Consider the following 20811-nt stretch of genomic DNA (forward strand, 5'->3'; position numbering starts at 1 on the left):
ACCGGCTACCGGCTCGCCCACGCGATCAAGAGACTCGACGCGTGACCACACAGCCTCTCATCGCCGCGGAGACCGGAAGCGATTTCGCCCGGCTGTCACGGCGGATCAACCAGGCCGGCCTGCTGGACCGGCGTCCTGGCTACTACGCACTGCGCATCGGCACGGTGACCGCGCTGTTCGCCGGCGCGTGGGCCGCTTTCGCCTGGGTCGGCGACTCCTGGGCGACGCTGGTCGTCGCCGTGGCGCTGGCCGTGTTGTTCGGGCAGATCGCCCTGCTGTCGCACGATCTCGCGCACCGGCAGGTGTTCCGCACCCGGCGGCCGAGCGAGATCGCCGGGCGGCTGGCGGGCAATCTCGGCATCGGCATGAGCTACGGCTGGTGGATGGACAAGCACACCCGCCACCACGCCAACCCGAACCACGAGGAACTCGATCCCGACGTCGACCCGGACGTCCTGGTGTGGTCGAAGGACCAGGCAAGGGCCAGCCGCGGGGTGCCGCGGTTCATCGGCCGGTACCAGGCCTTCCTGTTCTTCCCGCTGCTCACCCTGGAGGGCCTGAACCTGCACTGGTCGGGCATCCGGGCGGTGCTGAAGCCGGGCCTCAAGCGCCGCGGCCTGGAGGCCGGGCTGCTGCTGGCGCACTTCGCGCTGTACCTCGGCGCGGTGTTCCTGGTGCTGTCGCCGGCCAAGGCGCTGGTGTTCATCGCCGTGCACCAGGGGCTCTGGGGTGTCTACATGGGATCGATCTTCGCGCCGAACCACAAGGGCATGCCGACGCTGACCGGGAACGACCGGCCGGACTTCCTGCGCCGCCAGGTGCTCACCTCGCGCAACGTGCGCGGCGGCTGGTTCGTCGACACCGCGATGGGCGGGCTGAACTACCAGATCGAGCACCACCTGTTCCCCAGCATGCCCACCCCGCACCTGCGGCGCGCCCAGCCCATCGTGCGGGACTACTGCGCGGAAATCGGCGTCCCGTACCACGAAACCGGCCTCGTCGACTCGTACGCGCAAGCCCTGCGCCACCTCCACGAGGCCGGTTCACCGCTACGGCACTAGCCGAAGATCCGCTGGCGGAGCACCGCGACCGTCTCCCGGGAGGCGACCAGGTCCAGCGTGTCGAAGTACAGCGACCACCGCTGCGGTTCGATGCGCTCGACCAGGGAGAACGGGACCGGCCTGGCGTCACCACCGCCGTGTGCGGTGGTGGTGCCGAGCCATTCCTGGTACGTCGTGCCACCGGAGCGCACGGTGGTCCCCGGCTCCAGGCGCAGGTCGCTCACCGTGCCGAAGAACCGGTCCAGGTACGCCGTCACCGCCTTCCGGCCGGTGAGCGGCGTCGCGAGACCGGGACCGCTCAGGCTCGCCGTGCCCGGGTGACCGGCCACCAGCGCGTCGCTCTTCTCGTGCCGCCAGAGCTTTTCCCGGAGGTACACGGGCAGGTCGATGCCGGGCAGCGAGTCGACCGGTGTCGAGGTGATGCCCTCGAAGAGGTTCGGCAGGGGGTGCTGCGCGTCGGCCACCGGCGCGAACAGGTTCACCTGGTCCCAGGACCGCCTGCCGTCCTGCACCCTGGTCGTCTCCGGATCACCGAAGACCAGGCGGTGCATGGTCGTGAAGGCGACCGGCTTCCCGTTGATGGTCCCGGTGTTGGTCGCTTCGACGAAGGCGACCTTGCCGTCCGGGCTCGCCGTGGCTCGTTCCGGGACGAACCGGTAGTCCGGCACCAGCCGGTTGACCCCTTCGATCTGCGCGCGGATGCCCGCCGTGGTGTCGATCGGCTTCGCCAGCCCGCTGTCCCACAAGCGTGCCGAACCGTCCGAAACGAACAGGTCCAGGTACGCGTCCACGTCCCGCGGGTTGTCGCCCCAGGCCGTGTACGCGGTCATGAACGTGCGGACGTTCTCGGGCAGTTCCTCGAACCGGCTCGACGCCCCGGCCGGCGTCGCCAGAACGGCGAGTGCGGCGGTCGCGGCGAACGCACTGACCCATGCGCGCAAGGTGTTCTCCCAGTTGCCGGGGCAGTGGTCCTGCCCGTTGGGCGAAAGCCTCGCAACGATCGGTCACCCCGTCGATTACCCCCGGGGTAAGCGATCGCCGGGGATGTCCTCGGCTCGCAGCAAGGGGGTGCCCGCGGTCTCCCGCAGCGAGAAGGCGGCGACCAGGCCGACCACGGCCGCCACCATCAGGTACGGCCCGGGCACCAGCGTGCTGCCGGTGGCCGAGATCAGCACCGTCATCAGGTACGGCACGGTCCCGGCGAACAACGCGGCGGTCACGTTGTACGCGATGGACAGACCGCCCTGGCGGGTCCTGGTCGGGAAGATCTCGGCCGACCACACCGCGTACGTGCCCAGGATCGCCGACAGCACCACACCGAGCGCGAGCCCGCCGATCCACGTGCCGACCACGCCCGTGCGCATCAGCAGGTAGGCCGGGACCGCGAGCACGAACAACGCGAGGCCCGCGCCGATCAGCACCGGCCGCCTGCCGACGCGGTCGGACAGCCGCCCGAACGCCGGGACGAAGACCAGCCCGACCAACGAGATGACCGTGGACAGCAACGCGGCGTTTCCGGCGGAGTGACCGAGGTAGTCGGTCTGGTAGGTGACCAGGTAGGTGAGCACGGCGTAGAACGGCACGTGCATCATGGTCATCAGCCCGGCCGCCTGGAACAGCTGCTTCTTGTTGTGCCGGAACAGTTCCCGCACCGGGCTGCGGGGCACGTTGTCGGTGGCCTCCAGCGCGCGGTACTCCGGCGTGTCCTCGATCTTGTTGCGGATGACGAAGCCGACGATGCCCAGCGGCGCGGCGATGAGGAACGGGATGCGCCAGCCCCACGAGCTGAGCTGCTCCTCGGTCAAGCCAACCGACAGCAGGAAGAACACGAACGAACCGGCCAGGAAGCCCAGCAGGGAACCGACTTCGAGCCAGCTGACCCCGAACCCGCGGCGGCGGCGCGGCGCGTACTCGGCGAGGAAGCTCGCCGCGCTGCCGAACTCACCACCCGCCGCGAACCCCTGCAGCAGCCGCAGGAAGACCAGCAGCAGCGGGGCCGCGATCCCGATCTGCGAGTACCCTGGCAGCAACCCGATCACCAGCGTGGCACCGGTCATCATGAAGATGACGATCGACAGCGTGCGCTTGCGCCCGATCCGGTCCCCGAGCGGGCCGAACACCAGTGCGCCGACCGGCCGGATCCCGAACGACACGGCGAAGACGCCGAACACCGCGAGCAGCCCGGCGGTGGCGTCACCGTCCGGGAAGAACACCGTCGCGATGGTGCTCGCGAGGTACGCGTACGCGGCCCAGTCGAACCAGTGCACAAAAACACCGACCGCGCCGGCGGTGATGCTCCGGCGCAACGTCCGGGGATCGACTTCCGTCTCGGGGAACTCCCCGGCGGGAGCGGAGTCAGTGGCGGTCATGATGGCCTCCTCGGGCCGTGGGACGTCGTTGTCCTCGCGGAAGGGGTCAGCGGGCGCGGTCCACGCCGGTCCACGCCAGCGCGATCGCCCCGTCGAGCAGGGCCCGCTGGGCGGTGCCGCCGACGCAGTGCGCGGCGAACTCGCGCTGGTGGTTGAGCGCCGGCAGCGACCCGATGCCGATGTAGGGGTGGATGGCGGGCACGACCTTGGAGACGTTGCCCATGTCGGTGGAGGCGCGGTTCATCCGGGACGCGGTGGCGTCCCGGCCGAACTCGCGGCCGAGTTCGACGGCGTTGGCGCGGTAGGCCGCCAGTGCCGTCTCGTCCGCGCGGAACTCCGCGTACGGCTTGCTCTCCGGTTCCACGGTCAGCTCGCAGCCGGTGGCCAGCGCCCCGGCTTCGAAGGCACGCATCACCCGCGGTTCCAGCTCGGCCAGTTCCGCGAGGGTTTCCGCACGCACGTACCAGCGGCCCGTGGCGTGCTCGGGGATCGCGTTGGGTGCGTCACCCGCGTGCGTCACGACGCCGTGCACCCGCGCCGACGCGGGGATGTGCTGGCGCAGCAGGCCGATGGCGACCTGGGCGACGGTGAACGCGTCGGCGGCGTTGACCCCGGCTTCGGGGTAGGCGGCCGCGTGCGCGGACTTGCCGGTGTAGGAGATCTTCGAGTGGCTGACCGCGAACGGCCGCGCTTCGGCCACGTCCACCGGGGCCGGGTGCACCATCATCGCGAGGTCCACCCCGGTGAACGCACCGCGGTCGAGCAGTTCGATCTTGCCGCCGCCGCCTTCCTCCGCCGGGGTGCCGTAGACCTCGACGGTCACCCCGGCGTCGTCGGCGACCGCGGCCAGCCCCAGCGCTGCGCCGATGGAACTGGCCGCGATCAGATTGTGGCCGCAGGCGTGACCGAGCCCGGGCAGCGCGTCGTACTCGGCGCACACCGCGATCCGCGTCGGCCCGGAACCGAAGCTCGCGTGGAACGCCGTGTCCAGGCCGAGGTGGTTCGAGGTGACGGCGAACCCGGCGCGGTCGAGCAGGTCCGGTACTGCCGCGGCGGCGCGGTGTTCCTCCCACGCGGTCTCCGGATCGGCGTGCAGCCGTTCGGACAACGCGATCAGCTCGTCGGCGTGCCGGTCGATCACGGCACGGGCGGCGGCCTTCACTCGTCCCCCGGCACGCCGTAGGACGGCGCCGACGCGGGGTCGAGCCCACGGGCGACGTAGGTGTCCCGCTGCGGCAGCCACACGTCGAGCAGTTCGGCGAGCCGGTCGATCGGGTCGTCCGCCCAGTCCACCCGGAGGTCGGTGACCGGCCAGTCCACATCGGACACCACGACGAGCCCGGCGGAGTGGACCGGCCCCTCCTCGCCGCCCGCGTCGAGCCCGGCGCGCATGGCGGCGACGAGCCGTTGCTCCAGTTCGCCGGTGGCGGTGGTGAAGGCGTCCACAATGGCCTGGGGAAGGTGCTCGCCCGCCAGCATGTTGCCCGCGACGACCACGCCGTCCGCGGTCGCCGACGCGTGCTTGCCCAGCGTCCCCGCGCCGCTGTAGGCGAAACCGGGGCCGGTCGCGCCGAGCACGGTGAGCTGCCGGTACTCGATGTGGTCCGCGGCGGCGGTGACCTCGGCGAGCGCGCGTTCGGGATCGCCGTGCGCACCGAGCCGGTCGAGCAGGCGACCGCCGAGGCGCGGGTCGGTGACGTTCTGCGAGGCCGCGGCGCCGACGCCCGGCCGCAGGTGCGCGACGCGGGCGACCACCGCGGGGCTCGACGAGCTGGCCGCGATGCCGAAGCGGGTGGTACCGCCCTCGACCGCACGGGCCACGATCGAAAAGGTCACTTCTCCTCCTCCGGGATCACGGCGATGGCGTCGATCTCGCACAGCCACTCCGGCCGCGCGAGCGCCGAGACCACCACGCCGGTCGAGATCGGGTGCACACCCTTGGTCCAGCGCCCGACCACTCGGTAGACCTCCTCGCGGTAGCGCGGGTCGATCAGGTAGATGGTGAGCTTGACCAGGTGCTCCATCCTGCTGCCCGCCTCCGTCAGCAGCAGCTCGATGTTCGCCATCGCCCGCTCGGCCTGCGCGGCGGCGTCGCCGATGCCGACCGACTCGCTGGTGTCGAGGTCCTGCCCGATCTGGCCGCGGACGTAGACCGTGCCGTTGGCCACCACGGCCTGGCAGAGGTCGTTGTCCAGGTTCTGCTCGGGATAGGTGTCCCGGGTGTTGAACGGGCGGATGCGGCGGTGGACAGTCACGGCGTGGCCTTCCCTGACGTGGGCTTCCGGCGGTTCGCCCCAGCCTGAACTCGGCCCGAGCCTCTGTCCAACAGATGTTTCAGTACCAATGAATCGAAAAAACTGATGCAACCTTGCATCGGAAAATCAGATCTTGTGTGCCGGAAACATCTGTTGGACACGAGCAAAACCGGCGGTGAGGATCCGGAGGACAAGCACCGAGGCGCAAGGGAGGCCGGATGTCGAGCCGAGAGGTGGAGGCCGCGGGAGCCGTGGGGGCCGTGGAAGCTGTGGCGGCCGTGGAAGCCGTGGAGGCTGTCGTGGTCGGCGGGGGCCAGGCCGGGCTGGCGATGAGCGAGCACCTTGGCGAGGCGGGCGTGCCGCACCTGGTCCTCGAACGGCACCGGATCGCCGAGCGCTGGCGGTCCGAGCGGTGGGACTCGCTGGTGGCGAACGGGCCCGCGTGGCACGACCGCTTCCCCGGCCTGGAGTTCGTCGACCTGGACCCCGGCGCGTTCGCGTCGAAGGAGCGGGTCGCGGCCTACTTCGAGGCGTACGCGGAGAAGATCGCCGCGCCGATCCGGACCGGGGTCGAGGTGACCTCGGTCCGCAGGCACGAGGGCCGCCCCGGGTTCCGCGTGGAGACCTCCGACGGCCCCATCGACGCGCGGTACGTCGTCGCTGCGACCGGGCCGTTCCAGCGGCCGGTGATCCCGCCGATCGTGCCCGCCGACGCCGGTCCGGTGCAGCTCCACTCCAGCTCCTACCGCAACCCGGAGCAACTGCCCGAGGGCGCGGTGCTGGTGGTCGGTGCCGGGTCGTCGGGGGTGCAGATCGCCGAGGAACTCCGCCGATCCGGCCGGTCGGTGTACCTCTCCGTTGGCCCCCACGACCGTCCCCCGCGCCGGTACCGCGACCGCGACTTCTGCTGGTGGCTCGGGGTGCTCGGCAAGTGGGACGCGGAAACCCCGCCCGCCGGGGCGGAACACGTCACCATCGCGGTCAGCGGGGCCCGCGGCGGGCACACGGTCGACTTCCGCGACCTCGCCGGCCTCGGCATCACCCTGGTCGGCATGACCAGTTCGCACGACAACGGCACCCTCCGCTTCGCGCCGGACCTCGGCACCAACATCGCCAACGGGGACGCGAACTACCTCGCGCTGCTCGACGAAGCCGACGCCTACGTCACGCGCAACGGCCTGGACCTCCCGGAGGAACCGGCTGCCCGCGCGCTGGGGCCGGACCCCGCGTGCGTGACCGACCCGATCCTCGAACTCGACCTCGACGGCATCGGCTCGATCGTCTGGGCGACCGGGTACGCCGTCAACTACAGCTGGCTCCAAGTCGACGCGCTCGACGAGAACGGCAGGCCGAAGCACCGCCGCGGTATTTCGGCCGAGCCGGGCGTGTACTTCCTCGGCCTGCCCTGGTTGGCGCGCCGTGGTTCGAGCTTCATCTGGGGCGTGTGGCACGACGCCAAGTTCGTCGCCGACCACATCGCCATCCAGCGCGGCTACCTCGCGTAGCGCGCCCGGCACAGCTCCCGGAACTCCTGCGCGCGCCGGGTGAGGCGGGCTCCGCGCATCGACGTGACCACGACGTCGAGCGATGGGACTTCGTCGGTCAGCGTGAGCGCCACCGCCCGCGCGCCCGAGTAGGTGGTCTCGGCGGACGGGCGCTGGTTGAGCAGGGCGAAGCCGTGGCCGTGGGCGACCAGCGCTCGCACGGTCTCGTACCCGGTGGTCCGGTGGCGGACCCGGGGTTCCACGCCCGCGTCGCTGAGGATCGACTGCAGGTACTCGCGGCTGTGCGGCAGGTCGAGCAGCACCATCGGCTCCTCGGCCAGTTCCGCCAGCGACACCTTGCGGTGCTTGCGCTTGGCGAAGCGGTGGTCCTCGGCGACCAGGGCGTACGGCGGTGCCGTGCCCACGACCTCACGGTCGATGTCGTCGTCGAGGTCGTAGCCGTAGAGCAGGGCGAGCTCGGTCTCCCCCGAGCGCAGCGCCGACTTGAGCGCGTGGTGTTCGCCTTCGCGCAGGGACACGTGGACCCGCGTGTGCCGCGCCTCGAACTCCGCCAGCAGGCTCGGCAGCCGGAAGGGCGCGAGTGTGGCGAAGCAGCCGACGGTCAGCGTGCCGACCAGCTCGGTCCCGGACTGCCGGGCGGTCTCGACCAGTTCGGCGCCGTGGGCGAGGAAGTCCAGCACGCGCTTGTAGAACGTCTCACCGGCGGTGGTCAGGCTGAGCCCGCGGGCGTGGTGACGCAGCAGGAACTGCACCCCCATCTCCTTCTCCAGCTGCGCGATCGCGGTCGACACCGCCGACTGCGACACCAGCAGTTCCTTCGACGCGGCGGTCATGCTGAGGTGCCGGGCCGCCGCCTCGAAGTACCGCAGCTGCACGAGGGTGAAGGAGGGCTCGCTCATGGCGACATCCTGCCCTGTGCCCGGAACCCCCGCCGGACTACAGCCAGTCGTCGGGGCGCGGCCAGCTGAACAGGCGCTCGACCTCGGTCCGCGGGCGCGTGGCCGCGTACTGGCCCCGGTAGAACAGCAGCGGTGAGCCGTGGTCCGGGGATTCGGCGCCCAGCGCCCGCACCCGGCCGATCACGACGTAGTGGTCACCGGCCTCGTGCACGGTTTCCACGTCGCAGTCCAACCAGGTCAGTGCACCCTCCAGGACCGGAGAGCCCGACGGGCCGGGGCGCCAGGGCACGGTGGCGAACTTGTCCGCGCCGCGTGCCCCGAACACCGCGCTGAGCTCCTGTTGCTCCTCCGAGAGCACGTTGACCGCGAACGAGCCGCTGCGTTCGATGACCGGCCACGAGCCGGAGGTCTTCGCCGGGCAGAACAACACCAGCGGCGGGTCGAGCGAGAGGGCGGCGAAGGACTGGCAGGCGAACCCGACCGGCGAGCTGCCGTCGTGCCCGGTCACCACCGCGACGCCGGTGCAGAAGTGCCCCAGCACCGCCCGGAAGCGCGCCGCGTCGATCGCCGCCGTCGCGGTCACTGCTGCTGCGCCCCGATCGAGAAGTCGTGACCCCACAAGGAAACCGCCGTGCTCTCGCGAGCCATCCAGTTGTCGTCGTCGACCTGCCTGCCTTCGCAACCGAACTCGATGTCGAAGCCGCCGGGGGTCTTCATGTAGAACGACAGCATCAGGTCGTTGACGTGCCTGCCCAGCGTCGCCGACATCGGCACCTTCCGCCGCAGCGCGCGGTCCAGGCACAGCCCCACGTCGTCGGTGTTCTCCACCTCGACCATCAGGTGCACGATCCCGCTCGGCACCGGCATCGGCAGGAACGCCAGGCTGTGGTGACGCGGGTTGCAGCCGAAGAACCGCAGCCACGCCGGTTCGCCGTCGGCAGGCCTGCCGACGAACTGCGGTGGCAAGCGCATCGAGTCGCGCAGCCGGAACCCCAGCACGTCGCGGTAGAAGGTCAACGCGGCGGCATCGTCGTGAGTGGACAGTACGACGTGGCCGAGGCCCTGCTCCTCGGTGACGAACCGGTGCCCGTACGGGCTCACCACGCGCCGGTGCTGCAACGCGATGCCGTGGAAGACCTCAAGGGTGTTCCCCGACGGGTCGTCGAAGGTGATCATCTCCACCACGTGCCGGTCGGCCAGCTGCTCGGCGGTGCCCTCCTTGAACGGCACCTCGTGCGCGGCCAGGCTCTGGCGGACCTCCTCCAGTTCGGCGGCGTTGGCCACCTCCCAGCCGGCCTGCGCGAGCCGGTCGGTCTCCCCCGGCACGATCACCAGCCGTGCCGGGAAGTCGTCCATCCGCAGGTAGAGGGCGTCGGGATTGGTGCCCTTGCCCTCGACCATGCCGAGCACCTTGAGCCCGTACTCGCGCCAGGCCGCCAGATCGGTGGCCTCGATGCGCAGATATCCCAGCGACCGGATGCCCATTTACCCCACACCTCCACCGAGGAATTCGATGGCGAGCCGGTTGAACTCGTCGAACTTCTCCAGCTGCGCCCAGTGCCCGCAGCGGCCGAACACGTGCAGCTGCGCGCGCGGAATGTTCTTCAACGCCACCAAAGCGCCGTCGAGCGGGTTCACCCGGTCCTCGCGGCCCCAGATCAACAGCACCCGCTGGCGCAGGCGGTGGACGTCACGCCACAGCATGCCCTGCTCGTAGCTGTCCGGCCGCATGAACGACGCGCCCATCGCGCGCATCGCCGCCAGCGACTCGGGTGCGCTCGCCAGCGCGAACCGCTCGTCGATCAGCTCATCGGTGATCAGCGACTGGTCGAACACCATCACCCGGAGAAAGGCTTCCATGTTCTCGCGGGTGGGTTTCGCGCCGAACGCGGCGAGCTTGCCGACGCCCTCGGTCGGGTCCGGCGCGAACAGGTTCACGCTCAGCCCGCCCGGCCCCATCAGCACCAGCCTGCCCGCGCGTCCATTGTGGTCCAAGGCCAGCCGGACCGCGGCGCCACCGCCGAGCGAGTTGCCCACCAGGTGCGCGCGCTCGATGCCGAGCTCGTCCATCAGCGCGACCACGGCGTCGGCGCTGTGCTTGAAGTACTGCGGGTGCTCGGTCGGCTTGTCCGACCGGCCGAAGCCCGGCTGGTCCACCGCGATGGTCCGGAACGCCTTGCCGAACACCGGCAGGTTGCGGCCGAAGTTGCTCCACGCCGAGGCACCCGGCCCGCCACCGTGCAGCAGGATCACCGTTTCCTCGTGCTCGGCCCCGGTTTCGTGGTAGTGCAGCCGGAGTTCCGGCGTCACCTGGGCGTACTGGCCTTCGGTCACCGTCACACCATCCCGTTTTCCACCGGGAGCCCGAACTCGCCGGTGCCGAACATCGTGTAGGCGCGCTCGGGGTCGTTCGCCGCGTGCACCCGGCCCGCGTGCGCGTCCCGCCAGAACCGCTGGATCGGCGTACCGGTCTGCAACGCGCGGCCACCGGAGTTCTCGAAGAGCCGGTCGATCGCGGAGATCGCGCGCTCGGTGCCGCGCACCTGGTCGCGGCGGACCCGCAGCCGGGTGGCGAACGGGAGCTTCTCCCCGGCGACCGCGAGCTGGTACAGCTCGTCGATGTTGTGCGTCAGCTGCAGCCAGGCCGCGTCGATCTCGCTGGCCGCCTCGGCGATCCGCACCTTGGCGAACGGGTCCTCTTTGGACTGTTCACCGGCGTAGGCGGCGCGCACCCGCTTGCGCTGGAACTCCACGTGCGCGTCGTAGGCGCCCTGCGCCATGCCGATGATCGGCGCGGTGATGGTGGACGGGTGCACCGAACCGTAGGGCAGCCGGTACAGCGGCCCGGGGTTGACCGCCTGGCCGGGGGTCCGGCACTTCGAGGTGGCCATGAAGCTGAGCGCCCGGTGCGCCGGGACGAACACGTCGTCGACGATGATGTCGTTGCTCCCGGTACCCCGCAGGCCCACGGTGTCCCAGACGTCTTCGATGGTGTAGTCGGCGATCGGCAGCAGGTAGGTGCAGAAGTCGACCGGCTTGCCGTCGGCGTCGAAGGCGGGCGCGCCCAGCAGCACCCAGGTGGCGTGGTCGCAGCCGGAGGAGAAGCTCCACCGCCCGCTCAGCCGGTAGCCCCCGTCAACCACCTTCGCCTTGCCCATCGGGGCGTAGGAGGAGGACAGCCGGACCTCGTGGTCGTGCGCCCACACGTCCTCCTGCGCCTGGGCGTCGAACAACGCCAGGTGCCAGGGGTGCACACCGAGGATGGAGGCCACCCAGCCGGTGGACCCGCAGGCGCTGGCGATGAGCTTCACCGCGGTGTAGAAGGAAACCGGGTCGGCTTCGTAACCACCGTACGGCTTGGGCTGCAGCAGCTTGAAGAAACCGGTCTCCTGCAACGCCTTGATCGACTCTTCGGGAATGCGGCGGGCGTCCTCGGTCTCCTGTGCGCGTTCCCGCAGCACGGGAAGCAGCTCGGAAACCCCGGCCAGCACACCGCCGACACTCGACTCTGTCATAGCGCCAAGACTAGAACACGTTCTCGTTTTTGTCGAGTTCCCGCAGCGTCCGCCCACTGTGGTTCCCAGCACGGCGGCCGGAGAACACGCAGTCCGCCAGCGAGAGCCCGCTGACGTAGGAACGAGAACAGATTCCTACCGCGGTCCGGCCCGCGGCGTACAGGCCGGGGATCGGGCGCCGGTCGCCGCCGAGCACCAGTCCGCTGTCCTCGTCCACCACCAGCCCGCCGAGGGTGAGCATCGGGCACGGGAAGGCCAGACTCGGCCGGATCGACACGTCGACCAGCGAGTACGGCGGCTGCCCGAGCCGGTGCGCGAAGTCGGCCGGCTTGCCCGTCGGATCGGGTATCGCGGCCGCGGCGGCCACCGTTTCGGCCAGCCCGTCCGGATCGATCCCGGCCCGGCACGCGACCTCGGCGAGCGAGCCACCGGTCACCCGCCCGCGCTTGAGCAGGTAGAGCGTCTGCAGCCGCTGGAACCACTGGACGTCACCCTGCGCGCGTGCCCGCCGGATCAGCTCTTCGTCCAGCAGCAGCCAGCCCTTGCCGCCGTGGCGGGTGATCAGCTCCTCCCCCACCGCCGCGCCGTACCGTGACTCGTCGATGACCCGCTGCCCGCGCTCGTTGACCAGCAGTCCGCCGAGGAACGCGCTCGGCGGGGTCAGGAAGCGCCACGCCGAGACGCGCCCCAGTTCGGCGGTCGCGCCCCCGGCCGACCGGCCCAGCTCGATGCCCGAACCGTCGTCACCCGCGGTGCCGAGTTGCAGGCCGCCCCGGTAGGCGGGCGCGTGCTCGCGCACCCAGTCGCGGTTGGCGATGAAGCCACCCGCGGTGAGGATCACGCTGCGTGCGGAGATCTCGATCTCGCGCGCGAACCGACTTTCGATCGCGTTCACCCGGCGGTTCAGCAGTTTCCGCAGCGCGGGCACATAGATCCCGGGTTTCGCGGACCACTGGCCGAGCACCCGGTGGAGCGCCCTCGCCCAGCCGGGCGCGTCACGCAGGGTCGTCGCGATCAGCCCGGTCACCGTGCCGTCGGCCGACTGGAGCACGCGCTGGACGCGGGTCTGCGGCAGCACCTCCGCACGCCTGCGCACCGCCGCCGCGAGCGGCTTGAACAGGGCTTTTCCGGAGGTCCCGCGTCCTCGCGCGCGATGTCCGCGCGGCGCGGGCGCGGCGACGTCGCGGAACGCGCCGGAGGCCTCGCTGCCCGAGTAGTAGAGGTAGTGCTTGTTGCCCGGGTACGAGGTCTTCTGCGGGCACAAGCTGCCTTCGAACGGCACGCCGTGACCCTCCAGCCAGCGGATCATCTCCACGCTGCCCTCGCAGAAAGCACGCAGGGTCCGCTCGCTCACCACGTCCCCGGCCTCCAGCCGGAGGTAGGCGTACATGGCGTCCACCGAATCGGTGACCCCGGCGTCCCGCTGCTGCGCGGTGCCACCACCCGCGTAGACCACGCCGCCGCTGATGGCGGTCGCGCCGCCGCCCTGGAAGCGGTCGAGCACCAGCACGTCGGCACCGGCTTCGGCGGCCGACAGCGCGGCGCAGGCGCCCGCGGCTCCGAATCCCACCACCACGACATCGGTTTGCAGAGGTCCGGTCACCCTCGGCAGCCTAGAACTGAAACACGTTCTCGTCTATGGTGACCGATAGTGCAGCCACCAGCTGTCTGCATTTCTATAACGCGTTCCAGTAACACGGGAGGCTCGAATGCCCGACGAGTTCGACGTCGTGGTGGTCGGCAGCGGTGCCGCCGGCATGACCGCCGCACTCGCCGCGGCCCGGCACGGACTGAGCGTGGTGGTGCTGGAGAAGGCCGCCAAGTACGGCGGTTCCACCGCCCGGTCCGGTGGTGGGGTGTGGATCCCCGGCAACGAGGCGCTGCGCGCGGCCGGGATCGACGAACCCCCCGAGCCGGCGCGCGACTACCTCGAAGCCATCGTCGGGGACGTGGTGCCCGCCGAGCGGCGGAACACCTACCTGGACCGCGGTCCCGAGGTGATCGAGTTCCTGCACCGCGAGACACCGCTGCGGTTGTGCTGGGTGCCGGGGTACTCCGACTACCACCCGGAAGCCCCGGGTGGCCGGCCCGGCGGGCGGTCCGCCGAGCCGAAACCGCTGGACGCCAGGGTGCTGGGGGACGAGCTCAAGAACCTCGAACCGCCGTACAGCGCCCCGCCCGCCGGTGTGCCGCTGATGCAGGCCGACTACCGCTGGTTGAGCCTGCTCGCCCGGCACCCGCGCGGCCTGCTGCGCGTGTTCCGCCTCGGTGCGCGCTGGCTGGCGGGAAGGCTGACCGGCAAGCGCCAGCTCGCCATGGGCCAGGCGCTCTCCGCCGGGTTGCGCGCCGGACTGCTGCGCGCCGACGTGCCGGTCCGGCTCGACACCCCGCTGGTGGACCTGTGCACCGAGGGCGATCGCGTGACCGGCGTGGTGGTCGGTGGCGGCACCGAGATCCGGGCCAGGCTCGGCGTGGTGCTGGCGTGCGGCGGGTTCGAGCGCAACGCCGAGATGCGGGCCAAGTACCAGCGCGCGCCGATCGGTACCGAGTGGACGGTCGGCGCCGAGGCGAACACCGGTGACGGCATTCTCGCCGGCCTCAAACTGGGCGCCACCACGGAGCTGATGGACGACGCGTGGTGGGGCCCGTCCATCCCGCTCACCGGCGGGCCGTGGTTCGCCCTCGCCGAGCGCTCCCGGCCGGGCTGCCTGCTGGTCAACGAGCGCGGTGAACGGTTCGTCAACGAATCCGCGCCCTACGTCGAAGCCGTGCACGCGATGTACGGCGGTGAGCACGGCCAGGGCGAGGGCCCCGGCGAGAACGTGCCCTGCTGGCTGATCTTCGACCAGCGCAACCGCAACCGGTACATGTTCACCGGGCTCGGCCCGCGCCAGCCGCTGCCCGGCCGCTGGTACAAGGCGGGTATCGCGGCGAAGGCCGCCACCCTGCGCGAACTGGCCGAAGCGACCGGGCTGCCCGCCGACCGCCTCGAAGCCACCGTGGCCCGGTTCAACGGTTTCGCCCGCGACGGCGTGGACCAGGACTTCGGCCGTGGCAAGAGCGCCTACGACCACTACTACGGCGACCCGCTCAACAAGCCCAACCCGAGCCTCGGCCCGGTGGACAAGGCGCCGTACTACGCGGTGCGCGTGGTGCCCGGCGACCTGGGCACCAAGGGCGGGCTGCTGACCGACACCCGCGCCAGGGTGCTGCGCGCGGACGGCTCGGTGATCGACGGGCTGTACGCGGCGGGCAACACCAGCGCCGCGGTGATGGGCCACACCTACGCGGGGCCCGGCGCGACCATCGGGCCGGCGATGGTCTTCGGCTACCTTGCGGCCGAGGACCTCGCGGCCAAGAATCGAACCGGAGGTACGCGATGACCGAGAGCTTTCGCACGATCGACGCCGGGACCCCGCCGAGCCGGTTCGCCAGGGGCTGGCACTGCCTCGGCCTCGCCGAGACCTTCCGCGACGGGAAACCCCACGCCATCAACGCCTTCGGCACCAAGCTGGTGGTGTTCCAGTCCAGCGACGGCAAGCTGAACGTGCTCGACGGCTACTGCAGGCACATGGGCGGCGACCTGACCCAGGGCACGGTCAAGGGCGACCAGATCGCCTGCCCGTTCCACGACTGGCGCTGGGGCGGCGACGGGAAGTGCAAGTCGATCCCCTACGCCAAAAGGGTTCCGCTGCGGGCGCGCACCCGGTCGTGGACCACGGTCGAGGAGAACAAGCAGCTGTTCGTCTGGCACGACCCGGAGGGCAACCCGCCGCCGCCGGAGCTGGCGATCCCGCGCATCGACGGCATCTTCAGCGGCGAGTGGAGCAACTGGACCTGGGACTCGGTGCTGATCGAGAACTCCAACTGCCGCGAGATCATCGACAACATGGTCGACATGGCCCACTTCTTCTACATCCACTACGCGTTCCCGACCTACTTCAAGAACGTGTTCGAAGGCCACATCGCCACCCAGTACCTGAACACCAAGGGCCGCCCGGACATGGGCATGGCCTCGAACTACGGCGGCGAGGAGAACCTGCTCCGCTCGGAGGCCTCCTACTACGGCCCGTCCTACATGATCAACACGCTGCTCAACACCTACAAGGGCTTCGAGATCGAGAACGTGCTGATCAACTGCCACTACCCGGTCTCGGAGAACTCCTTCGTGCTGCAGTGGGGCGTCAGCGTGAAGAAGCTGCCCGGGGTCAGCGACGAGCAGGCGGACAAGATCGCCGGCAAGTTCGCCAAGAGCATCGGCGTCGGTTTCCTGCAGGACGTGGAGATCTGGCGGAACAAGTCGCGCATCGACAACCCGCTGCTGTGCGAAGAGGACGGTCCGGTCTACCAGCTCCGCCGGTGGTACGAGCAGTTCTACGTGGACGTCGCCGACGTCACCCCGGAGATGACCCAGCGGTTCGAGTTCGAAGTGGACACCACAAGGGCCAACGAGGTGTGGGCGGTGGAGGTACAGGAGAACCTGGCCAGGCAGGCCGCCGAGGCGGAGGTCTGAGGTGGCCCCGCCCTACACGGCCTTCGGTTCGCCGGTCGCCTCCGCCGAAGAGACCAGGGAGTTCCTCAGCGGCGGGCTGGCGCCGGTCGGTTGCCGGACCTGCGCGGTCCGGGTGCTGGTGAAGAAGAACAGCCCCAAGCACACCAGCATCCAGTGGACCACGGACAGCTCGGCGTGCCCGGTGTACGCGGCCTCGGACCGGCCCGCCGCGCTCCAGGACACCTGCGCGGAACTCCAGCGCAGCATCGACGAGGACGTCCGGGCCGGCGCGCTGGGAGTGGCCGGTGAGTGAGGTCCGGCGCCTGCGGGTGGCGGACGTGATCGCCGAGACCGCCGAGGCGCATTCGCTGGTGTTCGAATCGGCCCCCGGCATGGACTACCGGCCCGGCCAGTTCCTCACCCTGCGCGTGCCCAGCGACCGCTGCGGTTCGGTGGCGCGCTGCTACTCACTGTCCAGTTCACCGCACACCGGTGATCCGCTGACGGTCACGGTGAAGCGCACCGGGTACGCGTCGAACTGGATCTGCGACAACGTCCGGCCGGGCGCGGAGATCGAGGTGCTGCCGCCATCGGGCCTGTTCAGCCCGCCGGACCTGGACGCCGACCTGCTGCTGTTCGCCGCGGGCAGCGGCATCACCCCGGTGATGTCCATCGTGAAGTCCGTGCTGGCCAAGGGAACCGGCAGGCTGCTGCTGGTGTACGCCAACCGCGACGAGCAGTCGGTGATCTTCGCGCGGGAGCTGCGCGAGCTGTCCGCCGCCATGCCGGACCGGCTCACCGTGGTGCACTGGCTCGAATCCGTGCAGGGCCTGCCGTCGGTGGAACAGCTGCAGGCGCTGGCCGCGCCCTTCCCCGGCCGTCCCGCGTTCCTCTGTGGACCGAAGCCGTTCATGGAGGCCGCGCAGACCGGGCTGAAGGCGCTGGGCTGGGACCGCAAGCTGATCCACGTCGAGAAGTTCCTGTCCTTGGACGGCAACCCGTTCGAGGAGGTGGCCGAGGAGCTCGCCGAACCGTCGGACGAGCCGGACGCCACGGTGCACGTCGACCTCGACGGCGAGCAGCGGTCCCTGGCCTGGCCACGGGAACGCAAGCTGCTCGACCTGCTGCTGGACGCCGGGCTCGACGCGCCCTACTCCTGCCGTGCCGGGCAGTGCAGCGCGTGCGCCTGCCGCCTGGTCTCGGGCAAGGTGAAGATGCTCAACAACGAAGTACTCGATTCCGACGACCTCGACGAGGGCATCGTACTGGCGTGCCAGTCGGTTCCGCTCACGGATGAGGTTTCGGTCAGCTACCAATAGTAGTTCGGGGGTCCGGGGGTCGTCCCCCGAGCAGACAACAGAGAGTGGTGCGCATGCCCATCGACCCGGCTGTCGCGATCGGCGCGGAACTCGGCGAGGAGCAGTTCTCCTGGACCGCCTCCGACGTCCAGCTCTACCACCTCGCGCTCGGCGCGGGCGCCGACCCGGCCGACCCGCGTGAACTGCGGTACGTGCTGGAGGACGACCTCCGGGTGCTGCCCACCTTCGCCACCGTAGCCGCCTCCTTCCACTGGACCGAGCCGCCGACGGTGGTCTTCCCCGGGGTGTCGATCGATCTGACCAAGGTGGTGCACGGCACCCAGGAGGTGATCGCGCACCGGCCGCTGCCAGTGGCGGGCAAGGCCACCTCGCGGACGAAGGTGGTCGACGTGCTGGACAAGGGCAAGGCCGCGGTGATCCTCCGCGAGACGGTCACCCTGGACGAGCGCGGCAGTCCGTTGTGGACGGCCCGGTCGAGCATCTTCGCCAAGGGCGAGGGCGGGTTCGGCGGGCACCGGGGCAGCACGGAGAAGGTCCTGGCCCCGGAGCGCGAGCCGGATCTCGTTGTCGACACGGCGACACTGCCGCAGCAGGCGCTGCTGTACCGGCTGTGCGGAGACCGCAACCCGTTGCACGCCGACCCGGCGTTCGCCGCCCGTGCCGGGTTCGACCGGCCGATCCTGCACGGCCTGTGCACCTACGGGATCGTGGCGAAGGTGGTCACCGACGCCGTGCTCGACGGCGACCCGGCGGCCGTCGGCTCGTGGTCGGCGAAGTTCGCCGGGGTGGTGTTCCCCGGCGAAACCCTGCGCACCTCGATCTGGCGTGAGGACGGCCGGTTCGTCGTGGTGGCCACGGTTCCCGAACGGGACGACGCGGTGGTGCTGTCGGAAGGCGCGCTGAGCGCTACGACGTGAGCACGAGGGCGCTGGTCGGCACGCCGGTGCCCGCCGTGACCAGCACTCGCTCGGCGCCGTCGACCTGGTTGACCGCGGTGCCGCGCAGCTGGCGCACGCCCTCGGCGATGCCGTTCATCCCGTGGATGTAGGCCTCGCCGAGCTGCCCGCCGTGCGGGTTGAGCGGGAGCGAGCCGTCCAGTTCCAGGTTGCCGTCGGCGATGAAGTCCTTCGCCTCGCCCCGGCCGCAGAAACCCAGCTGCTCCAACTGCATCAGCACGTACGGGGTGAAGTGGTCGTAGAGCACCCCGACGTCCATTTCGGACGGTGAGAGCCCGGACTGGGCCCACAGCTGCCGCGCCACCACGCCCATCTCCGGCAGGGCGGCGAGGTCGTCGCGGTAGTAGCTGGTCATCACGTACTGGCCGGTCCCGCTGCCCTGGGCCGCCGCGGCGATCAACGCGGGCTTGTGCGGCAGGTCGCGGGCGCGCTCGGCGCTGGTGATCACCAGTGCTACTCCGCCGTCGCTCTCCTGGCAGCAGTCGAGCAACCGCAGCGGTTCGGCGATCCAGCGGGACGACTGGTGCTGTTCCAGGGTGATCGGCTTGCCGTGGAACCAGGCGTGCGGATTGGTCGCCGCGTGCTTGCGGTCCACCACCGCCACCCGGCCGAAGTCCTCGCTGGTGGCGCCGTACTCGTGCTGGTAGCGCCTGGCCAGCATGGCCACCGTGGCGGCGGGCGTGGCGATGCCCATCGGGTAGTGGAAGCTGTTGTCCACCCCGGACGAGTTCACCTGCTGCGCGGCTCCCGCGGACACCTGGCCGAAGCGGTGCCCCGAGCGCTCGTTGAACGCGCGGTAGGCCACCACGACCTCGGCCACCCCGGACGCCACGGCCAGTGCCGCCTGCTGCACGGTCGCCGCCGCGGCACCACCGCCGTAGTGGATCCGGCTGAAGAAGGTCAGCTCGCCGATGCCCAGCTCCCTGGCCACCGAGATCTCGCTGTTGGCGTCCATGGTGAAGCTGACCAGACCATCCACATCGGACAGCTGAAGCCCGGCGTCGGCGACCGCGGCGCGCACGCATTCGGCCGCCAGCCGCAGTTCGCTGCGGCCGGAGTCCTTGGAGAACTCGGTGGCGCCGATCCCGGCGATGGCGGTGGTGCGCGAGAACGTCATGCCCTCTCCCCTGGTAGCACGACCCGCACGGTGCCGCTGAGGTGGTCGCCCAGCGCCCCGCGGCCGGTCACCTCGACGACCACCTCGTCACCGTCCCGTTCGGCCACCCGGCCGGAGAGCACGAGCGTGTCGTAGGCGTAGCACGGCACCCCGAGGCGGATGCTGATCGAGCGGATCAGCGCCTCCGGCCCGGCCCACTCGGAGACGAACCGCTGCACGAGTCCGTTGTCGGTGAGGATGTTGATGAAGATGTCCTGGGAGCCGCGGGTGATCGCCGCGTCCCGGTCGTGGTGCACGTCCTGGAAGTCGCGGGTGGCGATGGCCGTGCTGATCACGAAGGTCGGGGTGAGCTCGATCTTCAGCTCGGGCAGCTCGGTGCCCACCACGGCGGTCACCGGGCCACCCGCCAGGCGGGCAGGGTGAGCTCGTCGTCGATCCGGAGGAACGCCGCCTCGACCGCCAGTCCGATGTGGACTTCCTCGGGCTTCGCCTCCAGCAGTTCCCCGAGCACCCGCACGCCTTCCTCCAGTTCGACGAGCGCGACCACGAACGGCAGCTCCTTGCCCGGCACGGGCGGGTGGTGGTGCACCACGTAGCTGTAGACCGTGCCGCGACCGCAGGCGACCACGTAGTCCGGTACGGCGTCCAGGTCGCCGTCCGGCGGCATCGGGCCCGGCGGGTGGCGAAGCACGTCACCCCAGCGCTGGATGCGCAGTTCCCCGGCCTTGGTGCCCTCCCAGAAGAACTCGGTGTCCTGGCTGATCACCGGCCGCAGCACGGCGGCCCCCGGCGCGTCGACCACCTTCGGCCGCGGCTGCTCGCGCGGGCGGAACTTGAGCACGCGGAACACCATGTCCGCCACCAGTTCCTCGCCCACGTACCAGTTCGTCCTGGTGGTGACGAACCAGCCTTCGCCGAGCGCGGTCTTCTTCGGCCCCTTGACCCCTTCGAGCAGCGTGGTGGCCGAGACGTGCTCACCGGGGCGCAGGTAGCGGTGGTAGGTCTGGTCGGAGTTGGTGGCCACCACCGAGGTGAACCCCGCCTCGTCCAAAATGGACATCATCGCGCCGAGCGGGTCGTCGCTGGCGCGCTTGCCGTGCAGGCCGCCCATCGTCCACGCCTGCGCCATCGCCGGTGGTGCCACGATCCCGCCGTGCACGGACTTCGCGGCGAACTCCTCGTCCACGTACACCGGGTTCGTGTCGCCGATGGCTTCGACCCAGTTGTTCACCATGCCCTGGTTCACCGGGTCGCGGGCGAACCGCCGGGCGGATTCGCCACCCGCCGCGATGCGCTCGGCCGCCGCCTCGATCTCCACACTCG

21 protein-coding genes are annotated in these 20811 nt (G+C 70.5%); 7 read left to right on the forward strand and 14 right to left on the reverse strand.

What is annotated here, in order from left to right; translation table 11 throughout:
- Nucleotides 1-41: 41 nt before the first annotated feature.
- Nucleotides 42-1061: an acyl-CoA desaturase gene (locus tag JYK18_RS41735; RefSeq protein ID WP_206809475.1), complete on the forward strand. Its 1020-nt coding sequence runs from the start codon at nt 42-44 to the stop codon at nt 1059-1061.
- Here JYK18_RS41735 and JYK18_RS41740 read toward each other — a convergent pair.
- From JYK18_RS41740 to JYK18_RS41760, 5 genes are all read right to left on the reverse strand, one after another.
- Nucleotides 1058-2002, reverse strand: a complete 945-nt coding sequence (locus JYK18_RS41740; protein ID WP_206809477.1) for a nuclear transport factor 2 family protein — start codon at nt 2000-2002, stop codon at nt 1058-1060. The two genes, JYK18_RS41735 and JYK18_RS41740, sit on opposite strands and share 4 nt — an antisense overlap.
- A 75-nt stretch (nt 2003-2077) precedes the next feature.
- Complete coding sequence (locus JYK18_RS41745; RefSeq protein WP_206809479.1) at nt 2078-3430, reverse strand: MFS transporter; 1353 nt, start codon at nt 3428-3430, stop codon at nt 2078-2080.
- A 46-nt stretch (nt 3431-3476) separates the two neighbouring features.
- A complete protein-coding gene (locus JYK18_RS41750) occupies nt 3477-4592 on the reverse strand; it encodes a M20 family metallopeptidase (RefSeq protein ID WP_206809481.1) in 1116 nt (371 codons plus the stop codon).
- Nucleotides 4589-5266 carry a DUF1028 domain-containing protein gene (locus tag JYK18_RS41755; RefSeq protein ID WP_206809483.1) on the reverse strand — a complete coding sequence of 226 codons (678 nt, stop codon included), beginning with the start codon at nt 5264-5266 and terminating at the stop codon, nt 4589-4591. Before JYK18_RS41755 ends, JYK18_RS41750 begins: the two co-directional genes overlap by 4 nt.
- Complete coding sequence (locus JYK18_RS41760; RefSeq protein ID WP_206809484.1) at nt 5263-5685, reverse strand: RidA family protein; 423 nt, start codon at nt 5683-5685, stop codon at nt 5263-5265. Before JYK18_RS41760 ends, JYK18_RS41755 begins: the two co-directional genes overlap by 4 nt.
- Nucleotides 5686-5903: 218 nt before the next feature.
- Here JYK18_RS41760 and JYK18_RS41765 point away from each other — a divergent pair, with 218 nt between their 5' ends.
- On the forward strand, nt 5904-7190 hold the full coding sequence (locus tag JYK18_RS41765) for an NAD(P)/FAD-dependent oxidoreductase (protein ID WP_206809485.1): 1287 nt from the start codon (nt 5904-5906) through the stop codon (nt 7188-7190).
- Here the strand turns inward: JYK18_RS41765 and JYK18_RS41770 are convergent.
- From JYK18_RS41770 to JYK18_RS41795, 6 genes are read right to left on the reverse strand one after another with little or no spacing between them, the layout of a single operon-like run.
- On the reverse strand, nt 7178-8089 hold the full coding sequence (locus tag JYK18_RS41770; protein WP_206809486.1) for a LysR substrate-binding domain-containing protein: 912 nt from the start codon (nt 8087-8089) through the stop codon (nt 7178-7180). The two genes, JYK18_RS41765 and JYK18_RS41770, sit on opposite strands and share 13 nt — an antisense overlap.
- Nucleotides 8090-8126: 37 nt before the next feature.
- On the reverse strand, nt 8127-8672 hold the full coding sequence (hsaB, locus tag JYK18_RS41775; protein ID WP_206809487.1) for a 3-hydroxy-9,10-secoandrosta-1,3,5(10)-triene-9,17-dione monooxygenase reductase subunit: 546 nt from the start codon (nt 8670-8672) through the stop codon (nt 8127-8129).
- Nucleotides 8669-9574, reverse strand: a complete 906-nt coding sequence (gene hsaC / locus JYK18_RS41780; RefSeq protein ID WP_206809488.1) for an iron-dependent extradiol dioxygenase HsaC — start codon at nt 9572-9574, stop codon at nt 8669-8671. The genes hsaB and hsaC overlap by 4 nt, the downstream gene beginning before the upstream one ends.
- Nucleotides 9575-10423 (reverse strand): 4,5:9,10-diseco-3-hydroxy-5,9,17-trioxoandrosta-1(10),2-diene-4-oate hydrolase, encoded by an 849-nt coding sequence (hsaD, locus tag JYK18_RS41785; protein WP_206809489.1) that lies wholly within the window; start codon nt 10421-10423, stop codon nt 9575-9577.
- A gap of 2 nt (nt 10424-10425) precedes the next feature.
- A complete protein-coding gene (gene hsaA / locus JYK18_RS41790) occupies nt 10426-11604 on the reverse strand; it encodes a 3-hydroxy-9,10-secoandrosta-1,3,5(10)-triene-9,17-dione monooxygenase oxygenase subunit (protein ID WP_206809490.1) in 1179 nt (392 codons plus the stop codon).
- A gap of 10 nt (nt 11605-11614) precedes the next feature.
- Nucleotides 11615-13207: an FAD-binding protein gene (locus JYK18_RS41795; RefSeq protein ID WP_307796305.1), complete on the reverse strand. Its 1593-nt coding sequence runs from the start codon at nt 13205-13207 to the stop codon at nt 11615-11617.
- A gap of 106 nt (nt 13208-13313) precedes the next feature.
- On the opposite strand from JYK18_RS41795, the gene kstD reads away from it, so the two are divergent.
- The 5 genes from kstD to JYK18_RS41820 are packed head-to-tail and all read left to right on the forward strand — an operon-like array spanning nt 13314 to nt 18332.
- Complete coding sequence (gene kstD, locus JYK18_RS41800) at nt 13314-14987, forward strand: 3-oxosteroid 1-dehydrogenase (RefSeq protein WP_206809491.1); 1674 nt, start codon at nt 13314-13316, stop codon at nt 14985-14987.
- On the forward strand, nt 14984-16117 hold the full coding sequence (locus JYK18_RS41805; protein ID WP_206809492.1) for a Rieske 2Fe-2S domain-containing protein: 1134 nt from the start codon (nt 14984-14986) through the stop codon (nt 16115-16117). Before kstD ends, JYK18_RS41805 begins: the two co-directional genes overlap by 4 nt.
- A gap of 1 nt (nt 16118) precedes the next feature.
- Entirely contained in the window at nt 16119-16409 is a 291-nt protein-coding gene (locus tag JYK18_RS41810) for a hypothetical protein (RefSeq protein ID WP_206809494.1), read from the forward strand.
- Nucleotides 16402-17415 carry a ferredoxin--NADP reductase gene (locus JYK18_RS41815; RefSeq protein ID WP_206809496.1) on the forward strand — a complete coding sequence of 338 codons (1014 nt, stop codon included), beginning with the start codon at nt 16402-16404 and terminating at the stop codon, nt 17413-17415. The genes JYK18_RS41810 and JYK18_RS41815 overlap by 8 nt, the downstream gene beginning before the upstream one ends.
- Nucleotides 17416-17468: 53 nt before the next feature.
- Nucleotides 17469-18332 carry a MaoC/PaaZ C-terminal domain-containing protein gene (locus JYK18_RS41820; RefSeq protein WP_206809498.1) on the forward strand — a complete coding sequence of 288 codons (864 nt, stop codon included), beginning with the start codon at nt 17469-17471 and terminating at the stop codon, nt 18330-18332.
- On the opposite strand, the gene JYK18_RS41825 is transcribed toward JYK18_RS41820, so the two are convergent.
- The 3 genes from JYK18_RS41825 to JYK18_RS41835 are packed head-to-tail and all read right to left on the reverse strand — an operon-like array spanning nt 18322 to nt 20806.
- Nucleotides 18322-19488 (reverse strand): lipid-transfer protein, encoded by a 1167-nt coding sequence (locus JYK18_RS41825; protein WP_206809499.1) that lies wholly within the window; start codon nt 19486-19488, stop codon nt 18322-18324. The two genes, JYK18_RS41820 and JYK18_RS41825, sit on opposite strands and share 11 nt — an antisense overlap.
- Complete coding sequence (locus JYK18_RS41830) at nt 19485-19883, reverse strand: MaoC family dehydratase (RefSeq protein ID WP_206809500.1); 399 nt, start codon at nt 19881-19883, stop codon at nt 19485-19487. The genes JYK18_RS41825 and JYK18_RS41830 overlap by 4 nt, the downstream gene beginning before the upstream one ends.
- Nucleotides 19880-20806, reverse strand: a complete 927-nt coding sequence (locus JYK18_RS41835) for an OB-fold domain-containing protein (protein WP_307796346.1) — start codon at nt 20804-20806, stop codon at nt 19880-19882. Before JYK18_RS41835 ends, JYK18_RS41830 begins: the two co-directional genes overlap by 4 nt.
- Between the last annotated feature and the right edge of the window lie 5 nt (nt 20807-20811).

The sequence above is a fragment of the Amycolatopsis sp. 195334CR genome (assembly GCF_017309385.1).
Lineage (GTDB): Bacteria > Actinomycetota > Actinomycetes > Mycobacteriales > Pseudonocardiaceae > Amycolatopsis.